Below are 17,557 nucleotides of genomic sequence, written 5' to 3' on the forward strand. Positions count from 1 at the left end.
ATTCTCCTGCGCAAGGGAGAATCTGATGGACGCCTTTGTTTGTGACGCGCAACGCACGCCGATTGGCCGCTATGGCGGTGCCTTGTCCGGCGTGCGCGCGGATGATCTGGCCGCCGCACCGATCCGCGCGTTGATGGCGCGCAACCCAAATGTGGACTGGACCGCGGTTGATGATGTTGTCATGGGCTGTGCCAATCAGGCAGGCGAGGACAACCGAAACGTCGCACGCATGGCGGCCCTGCTTGCCGGTCTGCCTGTGGACGTTCCGGGGATCACCGTGAACCGGCTTTGTGCATCGGGCATGGACGCGGTGGGGATCGCCGCGCGGGGGATCAAGGCCGGTGACATCGATCTGGCCATTGCCGGCGGTGTCGAGAGCATGAGCCGCGCACCCTTTGTCATGCCGAAGGCAGATGCTGCATTCAGCCGCGCCAATCAGGTCTATGACACGACCATCGGCTGGCGGTTCGTGAACCCCAGGATGAAGGCCGAGTACGGCATCGATTCCATGCCGCAGACCGCGGACAATGTTGCCGCAGATTGGGATGTGTCGCGCGCGGATCAGGATGCGTTTGCCGCACGGTCGCAGGCCCGCTGGGGCGCCGCGCATGAGGCTGGCCTCTTTGCCGAGGAAATCGCCCCCGTCACCATACCACAACGCAAGGGCGACCCGATCGTTGTCGACACTGACGAACATCCCCGGCCCGGCACGTCGGCGGACAAGCTGGCCGGGTTGCGCGGGATCAACGGCCCGGAGTTGAGCGTGACCGCGGGCAACGCGTCGGGCGTGAACGACGGCGCCGCGGCGATGCTGATTGCGTCGGGCGATGCGGCCCGGAGCCACGGGCTGACGCCCATGGCGCGGATTGTCGGCATATGCGCCGCCGGTGTCGCACCGCGTGTCATGGGCATCGGTCCGGTACCAGCGTCCGAAAAAGTGCTGAAACGCGCGGGCCTGTCCATTGACCAGATGGACGTGATCGAACTGAACGAGGCGTTCGCGGCCCAAGGCCTTGCAACCTTGCGCAGCCTTGGTGTGGCCGATGATGACCAGCGTGTGAACGCGCAGGGCGGGGCCATCGCAATCGGGCATCCGCTGGGCATGTCCGGCGCGCGGCTGGTCATGACCGCGGCCTATCAACTGAAACGAACCGGTGGCCGCTACGCGCTGTGCACGATGTGTGTGGGCGTGGGGCAAGGGGTCGCGCTCATCCTGGAGCGCGCATAGTGACCGGCCATAATCTTGGAAAGGGCTTGAGACGATGTACGCACAGATGATCAAATCCGAAGCGACGCAGGACGATCCCGAAAAGCTGGCCGCCTTTCAGGCGCGCATCGACGCGGGCGACAAGATTGAGCCCAAGGACTGGATGCCTGCAGGCTACCGCAAGACGCTGATCCGCCAGATCGGCCAGCACGCCCATTCCGAGATCGTGGGCCAACTGCCCGAGGGCAACTGGATCACCCGCGCGCCCACGTTGGAACGCAAGGCGATCCTGCTGGCCAAGGTGCAGGACGAAGCGGGGCATGGCCTCTACCTCTATTGCGCGGCCGAGACGCTGGGGGTGAGCCGGGATAAGCTGACCGAGATGCTGCTGGATGGGCGGATGAAGTATTCGTCGATCTTCTCATATCCGACCCTGACATGGGCGGATATGGGGGCCGTCGGCTGGCTGGTCGATGGGGCCGCGATCATGAATCAGGTGCCATTGCAGCGGACGTCTTATGGCCCCTATGCCCGGTCGATGGTTCGGATCTGCAAGGAGGAGTCGTTTCACCAGCGGCAGGGCTTCGACATCATGATGAAGATGGCGAACGGGACCGAGGCGCAAAAGCGCATGGCGCAGGATGCGCTCAATCGGTTCTGGTATCCGTCGCTGATGATGTTCGGCCCATCGGATGCAGAAAGTGTGCATTCCGAACAGTCGATGCGCTGGAGGATCAAGATGAACGGCAATGACGAGCTGCGCCAAAAATTCGTCGATCAGACGGTGCCGCAGGCAGAGTATCTGGGGCTGACGATCCCTGACGAGACGCTGGCGTGGAACGAGGAAAAGGGTGGCTACGACTTTGCCCAACCGGATTGGTCCGAGTTCTTTGACGTGCTCAAGGGCAACGGCCCCTGTTCGGTCGAACGTATCGAGGCGCGGCAGAAGGCCTGGGATGATGGCGCGTGGGTGCGCGAGGCGCGGCTGGCACATGCGGCCAAGAAGCAGGCGGCAAAGGTGGCGGCGGAATGAAACAGGAATGGCCCCTTTGGGAAGTGTTCATCCGCGGCCAGCATGGCCTTTCACACCGGCACGTGGGCTCTCTGCACGCCACGGATGCCGAGCACGCGATCCAGAATGCGCGCGACGTCTATACCCGCCGCAAAGAAGGTGTGAGCATCTGGGTTGTGCCCGCCGCCGACATCACGGCATCGTCGCCCGACGACAAAGGATCGCTTTATGACCCGGCGGACGACAAGGTGTATCGCCACCCGACCTTTTTCGACATCCCCGACGACGTAGGTGCGATGTGAGCGTCGCTGGCCTGATCCGCATGGGCGACAACACGTTGGTGCTGGGCCAGCGGCTGTCGGAATGGTGCGGCCATGCGCCCGCTCTCGAAGAGGACATTGCGCTGGCGAACATGGCGCTGGACCTGATCGGGCAGACGCAGTTGTGGCTGGGCCTCGCGGCATCGCGCGAAGAGGCTGGGCGCGACGCGGATGCGCTGGCCTATCACCGCGACGCCTGGGACTTTCGCAACCTGCTACTGGTCGAACAACCAAACCGCGATTTTGGCGTGACGATGATGCGGCAGTTCCTGTTCGACTGCTGGCATTTTGAGGTATTGCAAGCTCTTGCCGCGCACCCAGATGCGGAGGTATCGGCCATCGCGCAGAAGTCCGTCAAAGAGGTGACGTATCACCGCGAACGGTCTTCGGACACTGTCATCGCGTTGGGCGACGGGACCGAGGAAAGCCGCGGGCGCATGCAAGGGGCTTTGGATCGGCTTTGGCCATATGTCGGCGAAATGTTCAGCACGGATGACGATGATCTGACGGATATGACGGCACTGCGCCCTGCATTTGACGCCTATGCAGAGACTGTTTTTGCGCAGGCGACCCTGACCCGGCCCGACAGCGACTTTGCCCATATGGGCGGCAAGACCGGCGCGCGCCACAGCGAACATCTGGGCCACATGTTGGCGACGATGCAGGTGCTGCCGCGCAGCTATCCGGATGCGACATGGTGACGACGCGCGCGTCTGTTCAAGAGGTCTGGACATGGTTGGACGCCGTTCCGGATCCGGAAATCCCGGTAATTTCGCTTGTCGACCTGGGGATCATCCGGGACGTGCAATGGCAGGGCGAGCAACTGGAGATCACGGTCACGCCGACCTATTCCGGGTGCCCCGCGACGACGATTATCAACCTCGAAATTGAAACGGCCCTGCGCGCGCGTGGGGTCGAAAACCTGTCTCTGAAACGGCAAATCGCGCCGCCCTGGACGACGGATTGGATGACCGACGCCGGCAAGGCCAAGCTGGAACGCTATGGCATCGCGCCGCCACAACCGTCGGGCGGGCCGGATCACTGCCCCCGGTGCCAGTCCACCCGCGTGGAAAAGATCAGCCAGTTCGGCTCCACCCCCTGCAAGGCGCAGTGGCGGTGTACCGAGTGTCTGGAACCCTTCGACTATTTCAAATGCATATGAGCCAGTTTCACCCCCTCACCGTCACCGACATCCACCGCACCATCCGGGATGCGGTTGTGCTGACGCTTGCGCCGGATAATCCTGAGGCGTTCCGCTTTGTGCCGGGCCAGTACCTGACCTTCAAACGCGATTTCGACGGCACGGAGCTGCGGCGCAACTATTCAATCTGCGCGGGCCTTGACGATGGCACCCTTCAGGTGGGGATCAAACGTGTGGATGGCGGAGCGTTTTCCACTTTTGCCAATACCGCTTTGCGGGTTGGTGACACCCTTCTTGCCATGCCGCCGATGGGCAATTTTTGCACGGAGATCGACCCTAACAAAGGCAAATCGTACCTGGGCTTTGCCGGTGGATCCGGCATCACGCCGATCCTGTCGATCCTGAAAACCGTTTTGGCGCGCGAACCCGACAGCATGTTCACCCTGCTCTATGCCAACCGCGCCGTGCATACGATCATGTTCCGGGAGGAGCTTGAGGATCTGAAGAACCGGTATATGGGGCGGCTGACCTTGATCCATGTGCTGGAAACCGGTCAGGACATCGACCTGTTCTCCGGGCGCATTGATGCCGCGAAATGCGAGGCGCTGTTCAAGTCGTGGGTCAATATCGCGGCAACAGACATGGCGCTCATCTGTGGGCCTGAACCAATGATGCTGGCCATTGCGGGCGCGCTGGAGTCGCACGGGTTGCGCAAGGACCAGATCAAGTTCGAACTGTTCGGCGCAGGGCAAAAAGGGCGGCTGGCCAAGCAGGCGCTGTCCGACCGTGTGCAAGGGGCCGCTGAAACCCGTGCCGAAATCACGCTGGATGGCACGACACACAGCATCGAAATGGCCAAGGACCTGTCCGTTCTCGAAGCCGCCTTGGGCAACAGCCTCGATGCGCCCTTTGCCTGCAAGGCGGGTGTGTGCAGCACCTGCAAGGCCAAGGTGACGGCAGGGGAGTACGAAATGCTCAGCAACCACGCGCTGGAGGATTATGAGGTCGAGGCGGGCTTTGTCCTTACATGTCAGTGTTACCCGCTGAGCGACGCGATAACCGTCGATTATGACCAACACTAGAAAGAGCGCCATGATTGAGGTTCACAGCTTTGCCGCCGGTCAGTGGATCGCCCCCGGATCTGATGCACGACCTATCGAAAGCGCCATAACGGGCGAGATCATCGCCCGGGCGGGCAATGACCGTTTGGATGTGCAGGCTATGCGCGCCTATGCGCGCGATATCGGCGGCCCCGCCCTGCGTGCACTGACGTTCCATGACCGCGCCCGCATGCTCAAGGCGCTTGCCCTGTACCTGCGGCAGCATCGCCAGACGCTCTACGACCTCAGCTTTGACACCGGCGCGACGCAGGCGGATCACCTGATCGACGTGGATGGCGGGATTGGCACCATGCTCGTGTTTGCCTCCAAGGGGCGGCGAGAGATGCCGGATGGGCACGTCTTCCTCGACGGGCCGACCGAACAGCTGGGCCGCGCCGGGCAGTTTGTTGGGCGGCATATCTGCACACCCTTGCAAGGGGTCGCGGTGCACATCAACGCGTTCAACTTTCCGGTCTGGGGGATGTTGGAGAAGGTGGCGCCCTGCCTGCTGGGCGGGGTTCCCGCCATTGTGAAGCCGGCCACGGCTACGTCTTATGTGACCGAGGCCTGCGTGCGCCTGATCCAGCAAAGCGGGTTGCTGCCCGAAGGCACTTTGCAACTGATCTCGGGCGGCACCGGTGATCTGCTGGATCATCTGGATTGCCAGGACGTCGTGACGTTTACCGGATCGGCAAAAACGGCTCTGAAACTGCGGAAAAACGGAAATCTGATGGCCAATTCCGTCCGGTTTACGGCCGAACAGGACAGTCTGAACGCCTCCGTGCTGGGGCCGGATGCGACGCCGGGAACGCCTGAGTTTGACGTGTTCGTGCGGGAAGTGACGCGCGAAATGACCGCGAAGGCCGGGCAGAAATGCACCGCGATCCGGCGTATCATGGTCCCGGCCGTACAGGCGGATGCGGTGGCTGCGGCCCTATCCGCCGCTTTGAAGGGCATCCGCGTCGGAGATCCAAGACAGGCCGAAACGCAGATGGGTGCGCTGGTGTCTGCTGCGCAAAAGGCAGACGTCTTGCAGCAGATCGACCGCTTTTCCGCGGAAACAGAGACTGTTTTTGGCGATCCGGGCGATTTCGCCATGGCAGACAGCAAGGGCGCGTTCCTGCCGCCGATACTGTTGCACTGTGGCGACCCGGACGCGGCGCAGGTTGTCCATGACGTCGAGGCCTTTGGCCCAGTGTCGACCCTTATGCCCTACCGCGATCTGGATCATGCCGCCGCCCTTTTGAACAGGGGCAAAGGCTCTTTGGTGGCCTCTGTGATCACCCATGATGCACAGGTCGCACGGGACATTACACTAGCCTCTGCGGCGTTTCACGGGCGGCTTTACTTCAACAACCGAACCAGCATGGAAGAGGCGACGGGCCACGGCGCGCCGCTGCCCCACATGGTGCACGGCGGGCCGGGGCGCGCAGGGGGCGGAGAAGAGTTGGGCGGTATTCGCGCCGTTACCCACTATATGCAACGCACCGCCGTTCAGGGCAGCCCGGACATCCTGACCGCCATCACCGGCCAATGGGTGCCGGGCTCCGCCGAAACCAGCGACAAACCGCACCCGTTCACGCGGCCCTTCGGTGATGTGGCCATTGGTGACACGTTGCACAGCCCAAGCCGTCAGGTCACCCTCGACGATATCGAGACATTTGCGCATTTCACCGGCGACACGTTCTATGCCCACATGGATGATGCGGCGGCGCGGGCCAATCCGTTCTTTCCCGGGCGGGTGGCGCATGGCTACCTGCTGCTCAGCTTTGCCGCGGGACTGTTCGTGCAGCCAGATCCGGGGCCGGTTCTTGCCAATACCGGGTTGGACAATTTGCGGTTCATGAAACCGGTGGAGGCAGGCGACAGCATTCAGGTCCGCCTGACGGTCAAGGCCAAGACGCCGCGCAATGACGACTATGGCGAGGTCCGGTGGCACGTCACCGTGACCAATCAGAACACAGAGACAGTGGCCGAATACGAGCTGCTGACCATGAATGCGTATTGAGGCCCATGCCGGCGCCATCGGCGCGTTGACGGACCTGGGGCCATTGCGCGTCTGGTCCGTATTGGTGACCGTTTTTGGCGACCTTGCGCCCGATGTCGCACTGGATGGTCCAACCCTGTCCGCGATCATGACCGCGATCGGGATCAAGCCCGAAGCCACCCGCGTGGCCCTACACCGGCTGCGCAGCGACGGATGGATCGTGTCGGAAAAGAAAGGGCGGACCAGCCTGCACAGCCTGACGGCCCAAGGCCAGCGGGACAGCATAAAGGCCCGCCCGCGCATTTATGGCACGCCCGGGGACATGGGCGGCGGTGCCCACGCGGTGCTGATGCCGGATGCGGCCAATGTGCCTGATACCGCACTGTTCTCACCCGTCGCACCGCGTCTTTACCTCTGCGCCCATGACACGCCGGTACCGGAGGGTGCGATGCAGTTGCAGCCGATGGATTTTCCCGAGTGGTTGGGCGCGCAGATCGAAACGGATGCGCTGCGCGATGCGTACAAGTCGCTGCATGCCGTGCTGCTGGATATTGAAACCGAATTGGCGGGCGTGACGCTGACGCCGCTGGAAACGGCCGTGTTGCGGGTGATGATCGTGCATGCCTGGCGCAGGTTGGCCTTGAAACATCCAGACCTGCCGCGCGCGGCCCATTCAACGGCATGGCGCGGGCACGATTGTCGTGCGCTGGTCACCAAATTGCTGACCGATTACCCGCGCCCTGTCCTTGATACGATCAAAGCCGCCTAAACCCGGCTTTCCCATGGGCAAGTCAGGCGCTATAGCGGGTGCCATGACCAATACGCTCCATATCTCCGACCTGCCTGATGACCTGGACCTTGGCCCGGTTGTCGCCATCGACTGCGAAACCATGGGCCTGCATCCGCACCGCGACCGTCTTTGCGTGGTGCAGCTGTCGGGCGGGGACGGCAACGCACATATTGTGCAGATCAAGAAAGGCCAGACCGAGGCACCGAACCTGTGCCGGCTGTTGACCGACCCTGAGGTGCTCAAGCTGTTCCACTTTGGTCGGTTCGACATCGCGGCGATGCAAAACGCCTTTGGTGCCGTGACGGCCCCGGTCTATTGCACCAAGATCGCCAGCCGCCTGATCCGCACATATACCGACCGGCATGGGCTCAAGAACTTGCTGCAAGAGCTGCTCGGCATCGACATCTCGAAACAACAGCAGTCCAGCGATTGGGGTGCCGAGACATTGACCGACGCACAGCTGGAATATGCAGCGTCGGACGTCCTGTACCTGCACAAGCTACGTGATGCGCTGAACATCCGACTGGAACGCGAGGGGCGGATGGAGATCGCGCAGGCCTGTTTCGATTTCCTGCCAATGCGCGCCAACCTTGACCTTGCCGGGTGGCCCGACACGGACATCTTTGCGCACTCATGACGGACAAGACACCCTTTATCGATACCGCGCGCCGCGTCATCCGGACCGAAGCAGAGGCGTTGAACATGCTGGCGGACAGCATCGACGCCAGCTTTCGCGCGGCCATCGACATATTGCTGAACGCCTCGGGGCGCGTGATTGTCACTGGCATCGGAAAATCCGGGCACATCGCCCGCAAGATTGCGGCGACCCTCGCCAGCACCGGCACGCCCGCCCAGTTCGTGCACCCCGCCGAGGCCAGCCACGGGGACCTTGGCATGGTCACCCGGCATGACGTTGTCCTTGCGATTTCCAACGGCGGCGAAGCGCCGGAACTTGCAAATATGATCGCGTTTTCCCGCCGGTTCGACATTCCGCTGATCGGCATGACCAAAGCGCCCAAGAGCAGCCTGGGCAGCCAGTGCGATGTCGTGCTGCAACTGCCGGATCTGGGCGAAGCTTGCGGCACCGGCGTGGTCCCGACCAGTTCGACCACGATGACGCTGGCACTGGGCGATGCGCTGGCCGTGGCACTGATGGAGCATAGATCCTTTACCGCAGAGCATTTTCGCGATTTTCATCCCGGTGGCAAATTGGGCGCCATGCTGTCGCGCGTCGGTGATCTGATGCACACGGGTGACGCGATGCCGTTGGTGACCCTGACCACACCGATGTCGGACGCTTTGCTTGAGATCAGCAGCAAGAGCCTCGGCGTCGCCGGTGTCACCGCGCAGGACGGGACGCTTGCGGGGATCATCACCGACGGTGACCTGCGGCGGCACATGGATGGGCTGCTTGGGTTGACAGCTGCCGACGTCATGACCACCTCTCCTACAACGATTGAAACAAGGGCGCTGGCCGAAGAGGCGGTTGCCCTGATGAACCAACGCAAGATCACCTGCGTGTTTGCCGTGTCCGAAACAGGGCCAGCTATTCCGCAAGGCATCCTGCATATCCACGACTGCCTGCGGGTGGGCTTGGGATAGGCCGACAGGGCCGGGGAACAAGGCATGGACCGCTATTCGCGACTGGTCGCCTGGCTCAAGGTATTGCTCCCGCTGACGGCGCTGGGCCTGCTGTCGACGCTGTTCCTGTTGTCGCGCAATATTGATCCGATGGCCGCCATCCCCTTTGCCGAAACGGAGATTGCCGAGCGGCTGAAGGGCCAACAGATCACCGCGCCGTTTTTCTCTGGCACCACATCGTCGGGTGACCGCGTCACCGTCTCTGCCGGCAAGATGGCCACGCGCAGCGGCAGCAACAACGAGGCAAGCGACCTGTCGGCACAGATCGACCTCGCCTCGGGGACGCGCATCGTATTGTTTTCGGACCGGGGCGAGTTTGACATGCTGGGTGGCGCGACCGTGCTTGCTGGCAAGGTCGTCATCACCACGTCCACGGGGTACAAATTGACCTCGGACGCGCTGAATACGAATTTCGACACGCTGTCTGTCGAATCACCGGGGCCTGTCATGGGGTCGGGTCCCTTGGGAGCGTTGAATGCCGGCCGAATGCAACTGCAACGGGTCGAAGGCAATGAAAACGCTCAATTGATTTTCACAAATGGGGTGAAACTGATATACGATCCCAAATCTTTGGAAGAGTGAAAGACCACGTGACTGTGCTTCGTATCCTTGCCTGCCTTGCCCTTTTGGGGCTCTCGACACCTGCAATTGCCCAAGGCACCAAGGTCGCGTTTGGCGCGATTCAGCAGGACACCTCGGCGCCCGTCGAAGTCAGCGCCGACGAGTTGAACGTCGATCAAGCAAGCGGGGCCGCGATTTTCAGCGGCAATGTCGTGATTGGACAGGGCGCCATGCGGCTGTCTGCCGCGCGCGTTCTGGTGATCTATCGCGAGGACAGCGCAGGCATTCAACGGCTTGAGGCGACGGGCGGCGTAACACTGGTATCCGGGGCAGATGCCGCCGAATCGCAGCGCGCGGATTACAACATAGATCAGGGCGTCATCGTGATGTCCGGCGACGTTCTGATGACCCAGGGCAAGAGCGCGCTCAGCGCGGACCGCATGACCGTCAATCTTGATGACGGCACCGCTCGCATGCAGGGGCGCGTGAAAACCATTCTGCAAACCGGAAACAACTAGTGCCCAAACCCGACCTGAAATTGGCGGGTGGGTCCGTGGGGCTCAAGATCTCGCATTTGCGGAAATCCTACCGCAAGAAACTGGTGATCCGCGATTTTTCGATGGAGCTGAACCGGGGCGAGGTCGTGGCGTTGTTGGGTCCCAACGGATCGGGCAAGACGACGACGTTCTACAGTGTAGCCGGGCTGGTGACGCCAGAAGGTGGCACCGTCACGCTGGACGGGACGGACGTGACAGCATTGCCGATGTACCGCCGTGCTCAGATGGGCATTGGGTATCTGCCTCAGGAAATGAGCATCTTTCGTGGGTTGAGCGTGCAGGACAACATCCTTGCCATCCTCGACATCACCGAAAAGAACCGGCACAAGCGACGCGAGCGACTCGAAGAATTGTTGAGCGAATTTTCCATCGAACACATGCGCCGCGCCCCCGCGCTGGCGCTGTCGGGTGGTGAAAGACGGCGTGTGGAGATTGCGCGCGCACTGGCAGCGAACCCGCGCTACTTGTTGCTGGACGAGCCCTTTGCAGGGGTTGACCCGATCTCGGTCGGGGACATCCGTAACCTTGTGGCCGACCTCAAGAACCGCGGCCTTGGCGTACTGATCACGGATCATAACGTGCGGGAAACGCTGGATATTGTGGACCGAGCATATATCCTCCACGACGGTCAGGTGCTGATGTCTGGCACACCCGAAGAGGTTGTGCAGAACGAAAATGTGCGGCGTGTCTATCTGGGCGACAACTTCCGCATCGGCTAGACACCGCCGTAACCATGCCACCGCTTTTCATTGACAGGTGCTGCACTTTTGGCGTGCAATGGAAGTATGGCTCTGATGCTGTTCCTGATCCCAAGTTTTGCGCAAACGCCCAGTGGGCGCTGCATGGATCACAACACCGCACGGCCTGTTCCGCAAAACTGACATATCCCGACTGGCCACGCCTGTGGCCAGCCGTATTGCCAGCGCGGACCCAAATGAAGGAGAAGACATGCAATACCAAATCAGTGGCAAACAGATCGACATAGGCGACGCCCTGCAAACACATGTGCGGGACGAATTGGGCAGCGTGGTGCAGAAATATGCAGAACGACCGACCAATGCCAATGTCGTGTTTTCCAAGTCTGCGCACGAATATGTCTGCGAGGCGACAGTGCATTTGTCGACCGGGTTGACGGCGCAGGCCAAGGCACATGCCACTGAAATATACGCAGCTTTTGACGGATGCTCCGAAAAGATGGAAAAACAGCTGCGCCGCTACAAGCGCCGCCTGAAGGACCATCACAAGGATCGCGCGCAGCCAGTTGAACTCTCTGGCGCGGCCTCGTATATCCTCGCCTCTGACACGGGGTCCGACGACTCGGAGCCCGAAAGCCTGCAGCCGATGATCGTGGCAGAGATGGAGACCAAGATCCCGTCACTGTCCGTGGGCGAGGCGGTAATGCAAATGGAATTGGCAGGCGCACCGGTTTTGGTGTTCCGAAACGAGGGAAAAGACGGACTGAACGTCGTATATCGCCGTGATGATGGTAATATAGGCTGGATTGATCCGTAAGGGATCGGCGCGCACAGACGCGCTGACAGTGCGAGCAATATGGATTTTGGAACTCTTTTGAAGCCAGAGGCGGTCAAGGTGACTTCTGCCTCGTCCAAGAAACGGCTGTTGCACGAGATCGGCGATCTCGTGCAGACCGCCTATGACGTGCACGCCGGTCTGGTGGTCGAGGCGCTGTTGGCGCGCGAAGCGTTGGGACCAACCGGCGTCGGACATGGTGTCGCCCTGCCCCACGCGCGTCTCGATGGGATCGACCGCGTCATGGGCGCGTTTGTCCTGCTTGATCGCCCTATCGATTTTGATTCCGTTGATCGCCAGCCCGTCGACGTTGCGTTCGCCCTGTTTGCGCCCGAAGAGGCGGGCGTTGAGCACCTCAAGGCATTGGCGCTGGTGTCACGGACGCTTCGCGATACGTCCATCTGCACCAAGCTGCGCGCGAACCCGGACGCATCGACCCTGTTTGCGATTTTGAACGAATCGAAACCGGCTCAGGCCGCCTGAACCAGCGGCGTCACGACGGCTGCCAATCCTCAAATCCGAACATCAAATAGTCGCGCGCATAGGCGGCGCGGCACAGTTTTTCGATTTCCGCGTCATAGATATCGATCAGTTGAAACGGCACATCGGTTTGGCGGTCAGACAAGGTTGGCGGCGCGTCGATCCCGACGGTTGCGGCCAGTTCGGCCAGTTCATGCGTCACTGTCCCTTGCCGCATCAGGCGATCTGGTAGAACAAATTCGGCAAACCCTTCGACGATTTTGGCCTGGCTGGCCCAATCCGGATCGACGCGGATACCCGTCTGGCCCGCAAGATTCGCCTTGAGAAAGTCGAGGAACGCGGCAAATGCCGCGCGATGCGCAACCTTGTCAAAGTCGCCGTCCGCCGGATCCTGCGGCAGTGGCAAACTGTATCGCTTGGTCAGCGTGGTGCGGATCCCGCCATAGGATCCGGCGCCGATATTAAGAATGCGGTGGCAGAAAACGGCATGCGCCCGTTCCAGCGGATGACGCAATACAGAAAAACTGCGATGTCCCGAATGTGTCCGCATCCAGTCGCGCAGATCGTTCTGGGACATTTTGGTCGCCGCATCCGCACCGTCCAGCGCACGCATCCAATCCAGAATCGGATCCGACGGACCGCCACGCACCGGCAGGTACAGCAAAGGCGCGGTTGAACTCGCATGATAGGTCGGGACGGCCGCGCCGCGGCGGGGCTCAAAATTTGGCGTACGGGTCAGGTTGAACGTATCCAGACCGGACAAAGCATCCGTCATCTGTGAAAAATTGCTGACCTTGTCTGACAGCGCGCTGGGGTTCTGCACCTTGAGGCTCTTGTCCAGGGCATCAAGGCGGGCATCAATGCCCAGCCATGCGGCCAGCCCGTTCATGACATCAAGGCTTTGCAGATCCTCGTAAGCCACATAGAATGCCGTCTGCCCAGTGCATTGAAGCCGGTTCAGCAAGGTCACCTGAAACGATTGAAGCGCCGCAAGATGGGCCGCGAACTCTTCCGCCTCGAACTCGGCTTTGCCGTCTTTGCGCGCCTTTGAATCCGTCAACTTCCACTGCCCTGTCGCCTGCGCGATTTTCCAGGACACATAGCTGTCGACCGGGTTCCGCGTCAGAACGATCTTGGCGCATTTGGGATCATCCATCACGCGGTCAAAAATCCGTGGATCATGGTCGTGGAAATAGCGAAATCCGTTCAGACCCGGCGCTTTCTTCACCTCGCGCAGCAATCGCTTGGGATCATCATCGCGAGCCGCCTGTGCAATGCCAAGGATCTCGTCGCGGTTTGGATATCCGATGAAATGCGGATTGAACGCCTCGCCATGACACGCCAATCCGTCGAATGCGTTCAGGTTGGATTCAAGAAAGTTGGAGCCGGTGCGCATTTCTGCAAACACAACAAAGTAGTCGAATTGAGCCATGTTGGTTTACCGCACCAGATAGGGTTTTCGAGGACGATCCTGCATCGGTTCGGGGCCCAGTGCCACGGGGAAATCGCCCATCAGATATGGATGCATCCCCTGATTCTTCAGATTTTGCAGGAATTGGCCAAAGCCTGTCAGATCGACCATCTTGGGCACCTCGGAGAGCCTGCGCGCCTGCGTCTGGCCAATCTCGTCCAGTATACCCTGCAAAGGCTCCATAGGTGCTTCGATGAACTCGGCCATGGTCCAGATGCGGATGCGTGCCTTGACATAGGGCGACCGCAGCACGTCCAGATGATCGCTTTCGATCTTTTGCAACTGCGCGGCCAGCTTGCGGATATCGAGGAAATTCATGTTGGACCGGAACAGCGGAACGGCCCATGCACCGGAGATGACCGACACCTGCGCATTCGGGTCCTTGGCGACGCGCCAATTGATCGACTGATTGTCCTCGGGTCCGAACTGGAAACATTGCCGTTCACCGCGTGTGTTCCAGATCAGGTTGGTGAGAAACGCATTTGCGTTATAGTCCCTTGCCTTGGCGCTGTTGCTGAGGGCACCGTTCAGCGTTGCCTGACCTTCGGCAAATTCTACCAGATCGGGGTGAAAGAGGTGACCGTGCACCCGTGCGCCGGTAGCCTTGGACAGCCACGGTTCGAAATTTTCGAAAATCTCGGTAAAGCCCTGAAAGACCGAATAGGGTGCTGCGGTCACGCCGTTTTCCCAGTCTTCGTTCGGGAAACGGCTTTGCATATAAAGACCAGGACGCCCGCGCGTCCGACGCTCAACTGCCTTGGCAAAGATGCGGTCGATCTTGCCCGGGTTGGGTTCGGTCCGCTTCATCGCACCGGCGGGATCGGTCAGAAACGCGTCATACAAGCGGTTCGCATGGGGCCAGATTTTCCGCGCGACAAAGCAGTCGGATCGCCGCAAAAGCTGGAGGTGGTCATCGTAGAAGATGTGTGGTTTGCCCTGAAAGTCGAACTTGGACAGTGTCAGCGACCGGCTTTCGATATTGGTGGAATACTGTCGCGCCAGCGTTTGGAAATAGCTTTCGTCCGGGATCCAGACATGGCGAAAATAGCTGTCGTATTCCTTGCGGTCCGGCCCCTGTAAAATGGCTGAGAGTGTCTGCCGCGTCAGGCACCACCATTGGCTGCCCATATGCGGCACAAGCCCGGCGGGTATCTTGCGCTTGAGCTTGAGGCGTCGTTGCAGTTCGACATATTTGTCGAACAAAATGCGCTGGCGCTTCCATGAGAACGGGAATCGCAGCGTGAACCGTTCCTGATCCAATCCGCCCACTGTCCAGGGCACGTCTGCCGTTGTCGCGCTTTCGATAAAATCCGTGCGCGGCCGTTGTTCGAGGTACTCCACCAGCTCTTCGACCGGGCGCAGGGGCAGGCACGAGCCGGACGCGAGATAGACATGCCGCACGTCGGAAAATTCGGCCAGCATCATCTCTGATGCTGCCTGGCTGGCCGCGACAATGCCCCAAGTGCCCCATTCGCACCGAAACCGCTTGCAGAACTTGATGGCCGGAAGGTCGGACAGCGATTTCACAAACGTCGCATAGGTTTTACGCGGAACCGCCACATCCACGTGAATCACAATGGGGCATCCACCCGCCGCCCAGTGCCGCGCCGCCTGTTCGGCGCGTTCAAAGGCGTTGTGCACCAGCATGACGATACCCACACTCATGCCCAGTTCCCCTTGGACATGAGGCCGAGAATCTCAAGCTGGCGCCAGTTGATGTATTTCTCGGACCATTTGCACCACAGGTCAGGGTCGTCGCGCAGGGTTTCGGCATATGCCTTGTATTCCACCGACGCCGCATAGTGTTGCTTGCGATCCAGCTCTTCGGCGGCCTTGGTGTTGAACGTATCGAGGAACTTGGCGTGCAAGAGCACGCCCGAGGCTTTCTCTCCGCCCCACTCGTCATAGACCTGGTTCAGACCACGTGGCAGCAGCATGTGGGTCGAGCTGACATAGGTGTAGCGACGATCCCATTTGACGAGAGGGATCTTGTTCAACGCGGGCGCCTTTTCGGGTGTTTCAGGGAAAAAGACGCGCGCCCGCGGGCCGCCTTGGATCCAGAGGTTGCCGAAATGGTGGTTCTTGGAAATCGTGTAGTTGCCACTGTCGAACCAGCTGGCGATTTCCATCGGGTTCTGGCCCGCCTGATAGGGTTGGTCGTCCAGCCGGCCCTTGGGGTACATATCAAGCAGCATGGCCGAAAACGATTTGATCGACGACGCATCTAGCCAATCCGTCAGCGCACGCAGGGGCCGTGTATCGCAAAACGGATAGACCAGAAATTCGTCCGGATCGACGACAAGGTTCCAGTGCCCATGGCCGTATTTCATTTGCAGCCAGTTCAGCCAATCCACCCCGAAACGGGACCGCTTGTAGCTGCCGGATGTGCTCCAGACCGAAACATCGGGCTGCGCGGCGAGGTAGTCCACTGATCCATCGGTGCTGTCATTGTCCACGATCAGGAAATGATTGATTCCCATCTCGCGGTAGTATTCGAGGAAATAGGGAAGGCGGATCGCCTCGTTCCGCTGCGTGGAGAAGCACAGTAGGTCATTGGGCCGGATCTGGCTGGTGCGGTTGGTCACACGCTGCAACTCGCGACGCTTGCGCACCGCACGAATGCGCCATCGCTTGCGCTGAAGCCTCAGCCGATATGACTGCCAAGCGCCCACCCGTTCTCCGTTCCTTTACCTGCCGTCATGTCCGACCAGCATTGCGCCTATCAGGTCAACCTTAACACAGCCTTGAAATGTGCATCCCATGTCGGGGCCACAAAGGTCGGTTGTTTGGACGCTTGCCGGTCTGCCTCGGCCAACTCTTTGATCTTGTTGATCCACAGATAACGATCTGAAACGCTTGCGTAAACTGGAATATCGCCCAGCACTTCGCGGAACACTTCGAGATCATTCACGATCACGGGTACGCCGCGCGCCGCCGCCTCCACGGCGGGCATGCCGAACCCTTCGGCGTGACTGGGGAACAAAACACCTGAGGCGCGGTCCATCAATGCGGCAAGCGCGCCATCGCCAAGCCCCGCGACCTCGTGAATGCGCCCGTCCGAAGGTAGGGCATCCAGCCGGGAAAACACATCCTCGTTCTTCCAACCGCGCGCACCGGCAATGATCAGATCGGGTGCGCCCTTGCCCATACCCTCCCAAAGATCGAGCAGGAATGCATGGTTCTTGCGCGGCTCGATCGTACCGACGCACAGGAAAAACGGACGGTTTGTCACCACGTCTTCGGGAATGTCCTGCGGGGTTGCTGTGATCATATCTGTTCCCAAATGCGCAACAATCCCGGCTGGTGGCGTATCAAGGCGTGCTTCGGTCCGACGCTGTGTGTCGGCAGAGTTGTAGATCACCAGATCCGCACGCGCCCCGACCCGTTCGATCATCGCGGCAAAGGGTGGGACGGACCCCTCCCGTTGAAATTCGGGATATTCCAGCGGGATAATGTCGTGGACAAAGACAGAAATATGCGCACCCAGCGCGCGGACCGTCCGCATCACACGGTCCGTCAGGTTGGAATGACCAACATTCAGATAGGCAAACCCGCGGGGCAGTCTGCGCTGCAACATGCGACCCAGCAAGGCGGGCGGCACCCGGGCAACTGACACGCGACGCGCCGTCCGCCAGACGCGCAGGCGATGCGCATCCGCAGCGACCCCCGCGGCTGGTCCGCCTAACGAAGGTGCGATGGCCGCAACACCCGCACTATCTAAAAGGATGTACCCCAACGGCGCTCGGATCAGGGCAAAGAC

General features: G+C 60.6%; 19 protein-coding genes. 15 read left to right on the forward strand and 4 right to left on the reverse strand.

The features are described 5' to 3' along the window. The first annotated feature begins 25 nt into the window (after positions 1 to 25). The 15 genes from pcaF to Q0949_RS11885 all read left to right on the forward strand — a co-directional run bounded on the left by pcaF (position 26) and on the right by Q0949_RS11885 (position 12,329). Complete coding sequence (gene pcaF / locus Q0949_RS11815; protein ID WP_299372161.1) at positions 26 to 1,228, forward strand: 3-oxoadipyl-CoA thiolase; 1,203 nt, start codon at positions 26 to 28, stop codon at positions 1,226 to 1,228. A 34-nt stretch (positions 1,229 to 1,262) separates the two neighbouring features. Beyond that, positions 1,263 to 2,240, forward strand: coding sequence for a 1,2-phenylacetyl-CoA epoxidase subunit PaaA (gene paaA / locus Q0949_RS11820; protein ID WP_299372164.1), 978 nt, complete (start codon positions 1,263 to 1,265; stop codon positions 2,238 to 2,240). Further along, positions 2,237 to 2,521: a 1,2-phenylacetyl-CoA epoxidase subunit PaaB gene (paaB, locus tag Q0949_RS11825; RefSeq protein ID WP_299372167.1), complete on the forward strand. Its 285-nt coding sequence runs from the start codon at positions 2,237 to 2,239 to the stop codon at positions 2,519 to 2,521. The genes paaA and paaB overlap by 4 nt, the downstream gene beginning before the upstream one ends. A 20-nt stretch (positions 2,522 to 2,541) precedes the next feature. Further along, the gene (paaC, locus tag Q0949_RS11830; RefSeq protein ID WP_299372775.1) at positions 2,542 to 3,240 is read left to right on the forward strand and encodes a 1,2-phenylacetyl-CoA epoxidase subunit PaaC; all 699 of its coding nucleotides are present in this window, start codon (positions 2,542 to 2,544) and stop codon (positions 3,238 to 3,240) included. Further along, positions 3,234 to 3,701 (forward strand): 1,2-phenylacetyl-CoA epoxidase subunit PaaD, encoded by a 468-nt coding sequence (paaD, locus tag Q0949_RS11835; RefSeq protein WP_299372170.1) that lies wholly within the window; start codon positions 3,234 to 3,236, stop codon positions 3,699 to 3,701. The genes paaC and paaD overlap by 7 nt, the downstream gene beginning before the upstream one ends. Further along, a complete protein-coding gene (locus Q0949_RS11840; protein ID WP_299372173.1) occupies positions 3,698 to 4,762 on the forward strand; it encodes a 2Fe-2S iron-sulfur cluster-binding protein in 1,065 nt (354 codons plus the stop codon). The genes paaD and Q0949_RS11840 overlap by 4 nt, the downstream gene beginning before the upstream one ends. Before the next feature lie 10 nt (positions 4,763 to 4,772). After that, positions 4,773 to 6,788, forward strand: a complete 2,016-nt coding sequence (gene paaZ / locus Q0949_RS11845) for a phenylacetic acid degradation bifunctional protein PaaZ (RefSeq protein WP_299372175.1) — start codon at positions 4,773 to 4,775, stop codon at positions 6,786 to 6,788. Continuing rightward, the gene (locus Q0949_RS11850; protein ID WP_299372177.1) at positions 6,778 to 7,536 is read left to right on the forward strand and encodes a PaaX family transcriptional regulator C-terminal domain-containing protein; all 759 of its coding nucleotides are present in this window, start codon (positions 6,778 to 6,780) and stop codon (positions 7,534 to 7,536) included. The genes paaZ and Q0949_RS11850 overlap by 11 nt, the downstream gene beginning before the upstream one ends. Positions 7,537 to 7,579: 43 nt before the next feature. After that, positions 7,580 to 8,194, forward strand: a complete 615-nt coding sequence (locus tag Q0949_RS11855; protein WP_299372179.1) for a ribonuclease D — start codon at positions 7,580 to 7,582, stop codon at positions 8,192 to 8,194. After that, entirely contained in the window at positions 8,191 to 9,159 is a 969-nt protein-coding gene (locus tag Q0949_RS11860) for a KpsF/GutQ family sugar-phosphate isomerase (RefSeq protein ID WP_299372181.1), read from the forward strand. The genes Q0949_RS11855 and Q0949_RS11860 overlap by 4 nt, the downstream gene beginning before the upstream one ends. Before the next feature lie 24 nt (positions 9,160 to 9,183). Next, positions 9,184 to 9,780, forward strand: coding sequence for a hypothetical protein (locus tag Q0949_RS11865; protein WP_299372183.1), 597 nt, complete (start codon positions 9,184 to 9,186; stop codon positions 9,778 to 9,780). Positions 9,781 to 9,788: 8 nt separating this feature from the next. Beyond that, on the forward strand, positions 9,789 to 10,277 hold the full coding sequence (locus Q0949_RS11870; RefSeq protein ID WP_299372186.1) for an LptA/OstA family protein: 489 nt from the start codon (positions 9,789 to 9,791) through the stop codon (positions 10,275 to 10,277). Then, entirely contained in the window at positions 10,277 to 11,035 is a 759-nt protein-coding gene (gene lptB, locus Q0949_RS11875) for an LPS export ABC transporter ATP-binding protein (RefSeq protein ID WP_299372189.1), read from the forward strand. Before Q0949_RS11870 ends, lptB begins: the two co-directional genes overlap by 1 nt. A 229-nt stretch (positions 11,036 to 11,264) precedes the next feature. Then, positions 11,265 to 11,828: a ribosome-associated translation inhibitor RaiA gene (gene raiA, locus Q0949_RS11880; protein ID WP_299372192.1), complete on the forward strand. Its 564-nt coding sequence runs from the start codon at positions 11,265 to 11,267 to the stop codon at positions 11,826 to 11,828. A gap of 39 nt (positions 11,829 to 11,867) precedes the next feature. Beyond that, positions 11,868 to 12,329: a PTS sugar transporter subunit IIA gene (locus Q0949_RS11885; RefSeq protein WP_299372195.1), complete on the forward strand. Its 462-nt coding sequence runs from the start codon at positions 11,868 to 11,870 to the stop codon at positions 12,327 to 12,329. A 10-nt stretch (positions 12,330 to 12,339) separates the two neighbouring features. Here Q0949_RS11885 and Q0949_RS11890 read toward each other — a convergent pair whose 3' ends face one another. The 4 genes from Q0949_RS11890 to Q0949_RS11905 all read right to left on the reverse strand — a co-directional run bounded on the left by Q0949_RS11890 (position 12,340) and on the right by Q0949_RS11905 (position 17,413). Continuing rightward, positions 12,340 to 13,758 carry a nodulation protein NodH gene (locus Q0949_RS11890; protein WP_299372198.1) on the reverse strand — a complete coding sequence of 473 codons (1,419 nt, stop codon included), beginning with the start codon at positions 13,756 to 13,758 and terminating at the stop codon, positions 12,340 to 12,342. Between the two features lie 6 nt (positions 13,759 to 13,764). Further along, a complete protein-coding gene (locus Q0949_RS11895) occupies positions 13,765 to 15,462 on the reverse strand; it encodes a beta-1,6-N-acetylglucosaminyltransferase (RefSeq protein ID WP_299372200.1) in 1,698 nt (565 codons plus the stop codon). Further along, positions 15,459 to 16,445: a glycosyltransferase family 2 protein gene (locus Q0949_RS11900; RefSeq protein WP_299372778.1), complete on the reverse strand. Its 987-nt coding sequence runs from the start codon at positions 16,443 to 16,445 to the stop codon at positions 15,459 to 15,461. The genes Q0949_RS11895 and Q0949_RS11900 overlap by 4 nt, the downstream gene beginning before the upstream one ends. 74 nt (positions 16,446 to 16,519) lie before the next feature. Beyond that, entirely contained in the window at positions 16,520 to 17,413 is an 894-nt protein-coding gene (locus Q0949_RS11905) for a glycosyltransferase family 1 protein (RefSeq protein WP_299372203.1), read from the reverse strand. Positions 17,414 to 17,557 lie beyond the last annotated feature (144 nt).

This window comes from uncultured Tateyamaria sp., from assembly GCF_947487805.1.
Classification (GTDB): Bacteria; Pseudomonadota; Alphaproteobacteria; order Rhodobacterales; family Rhodobacteraceae; genus Tateyamaria.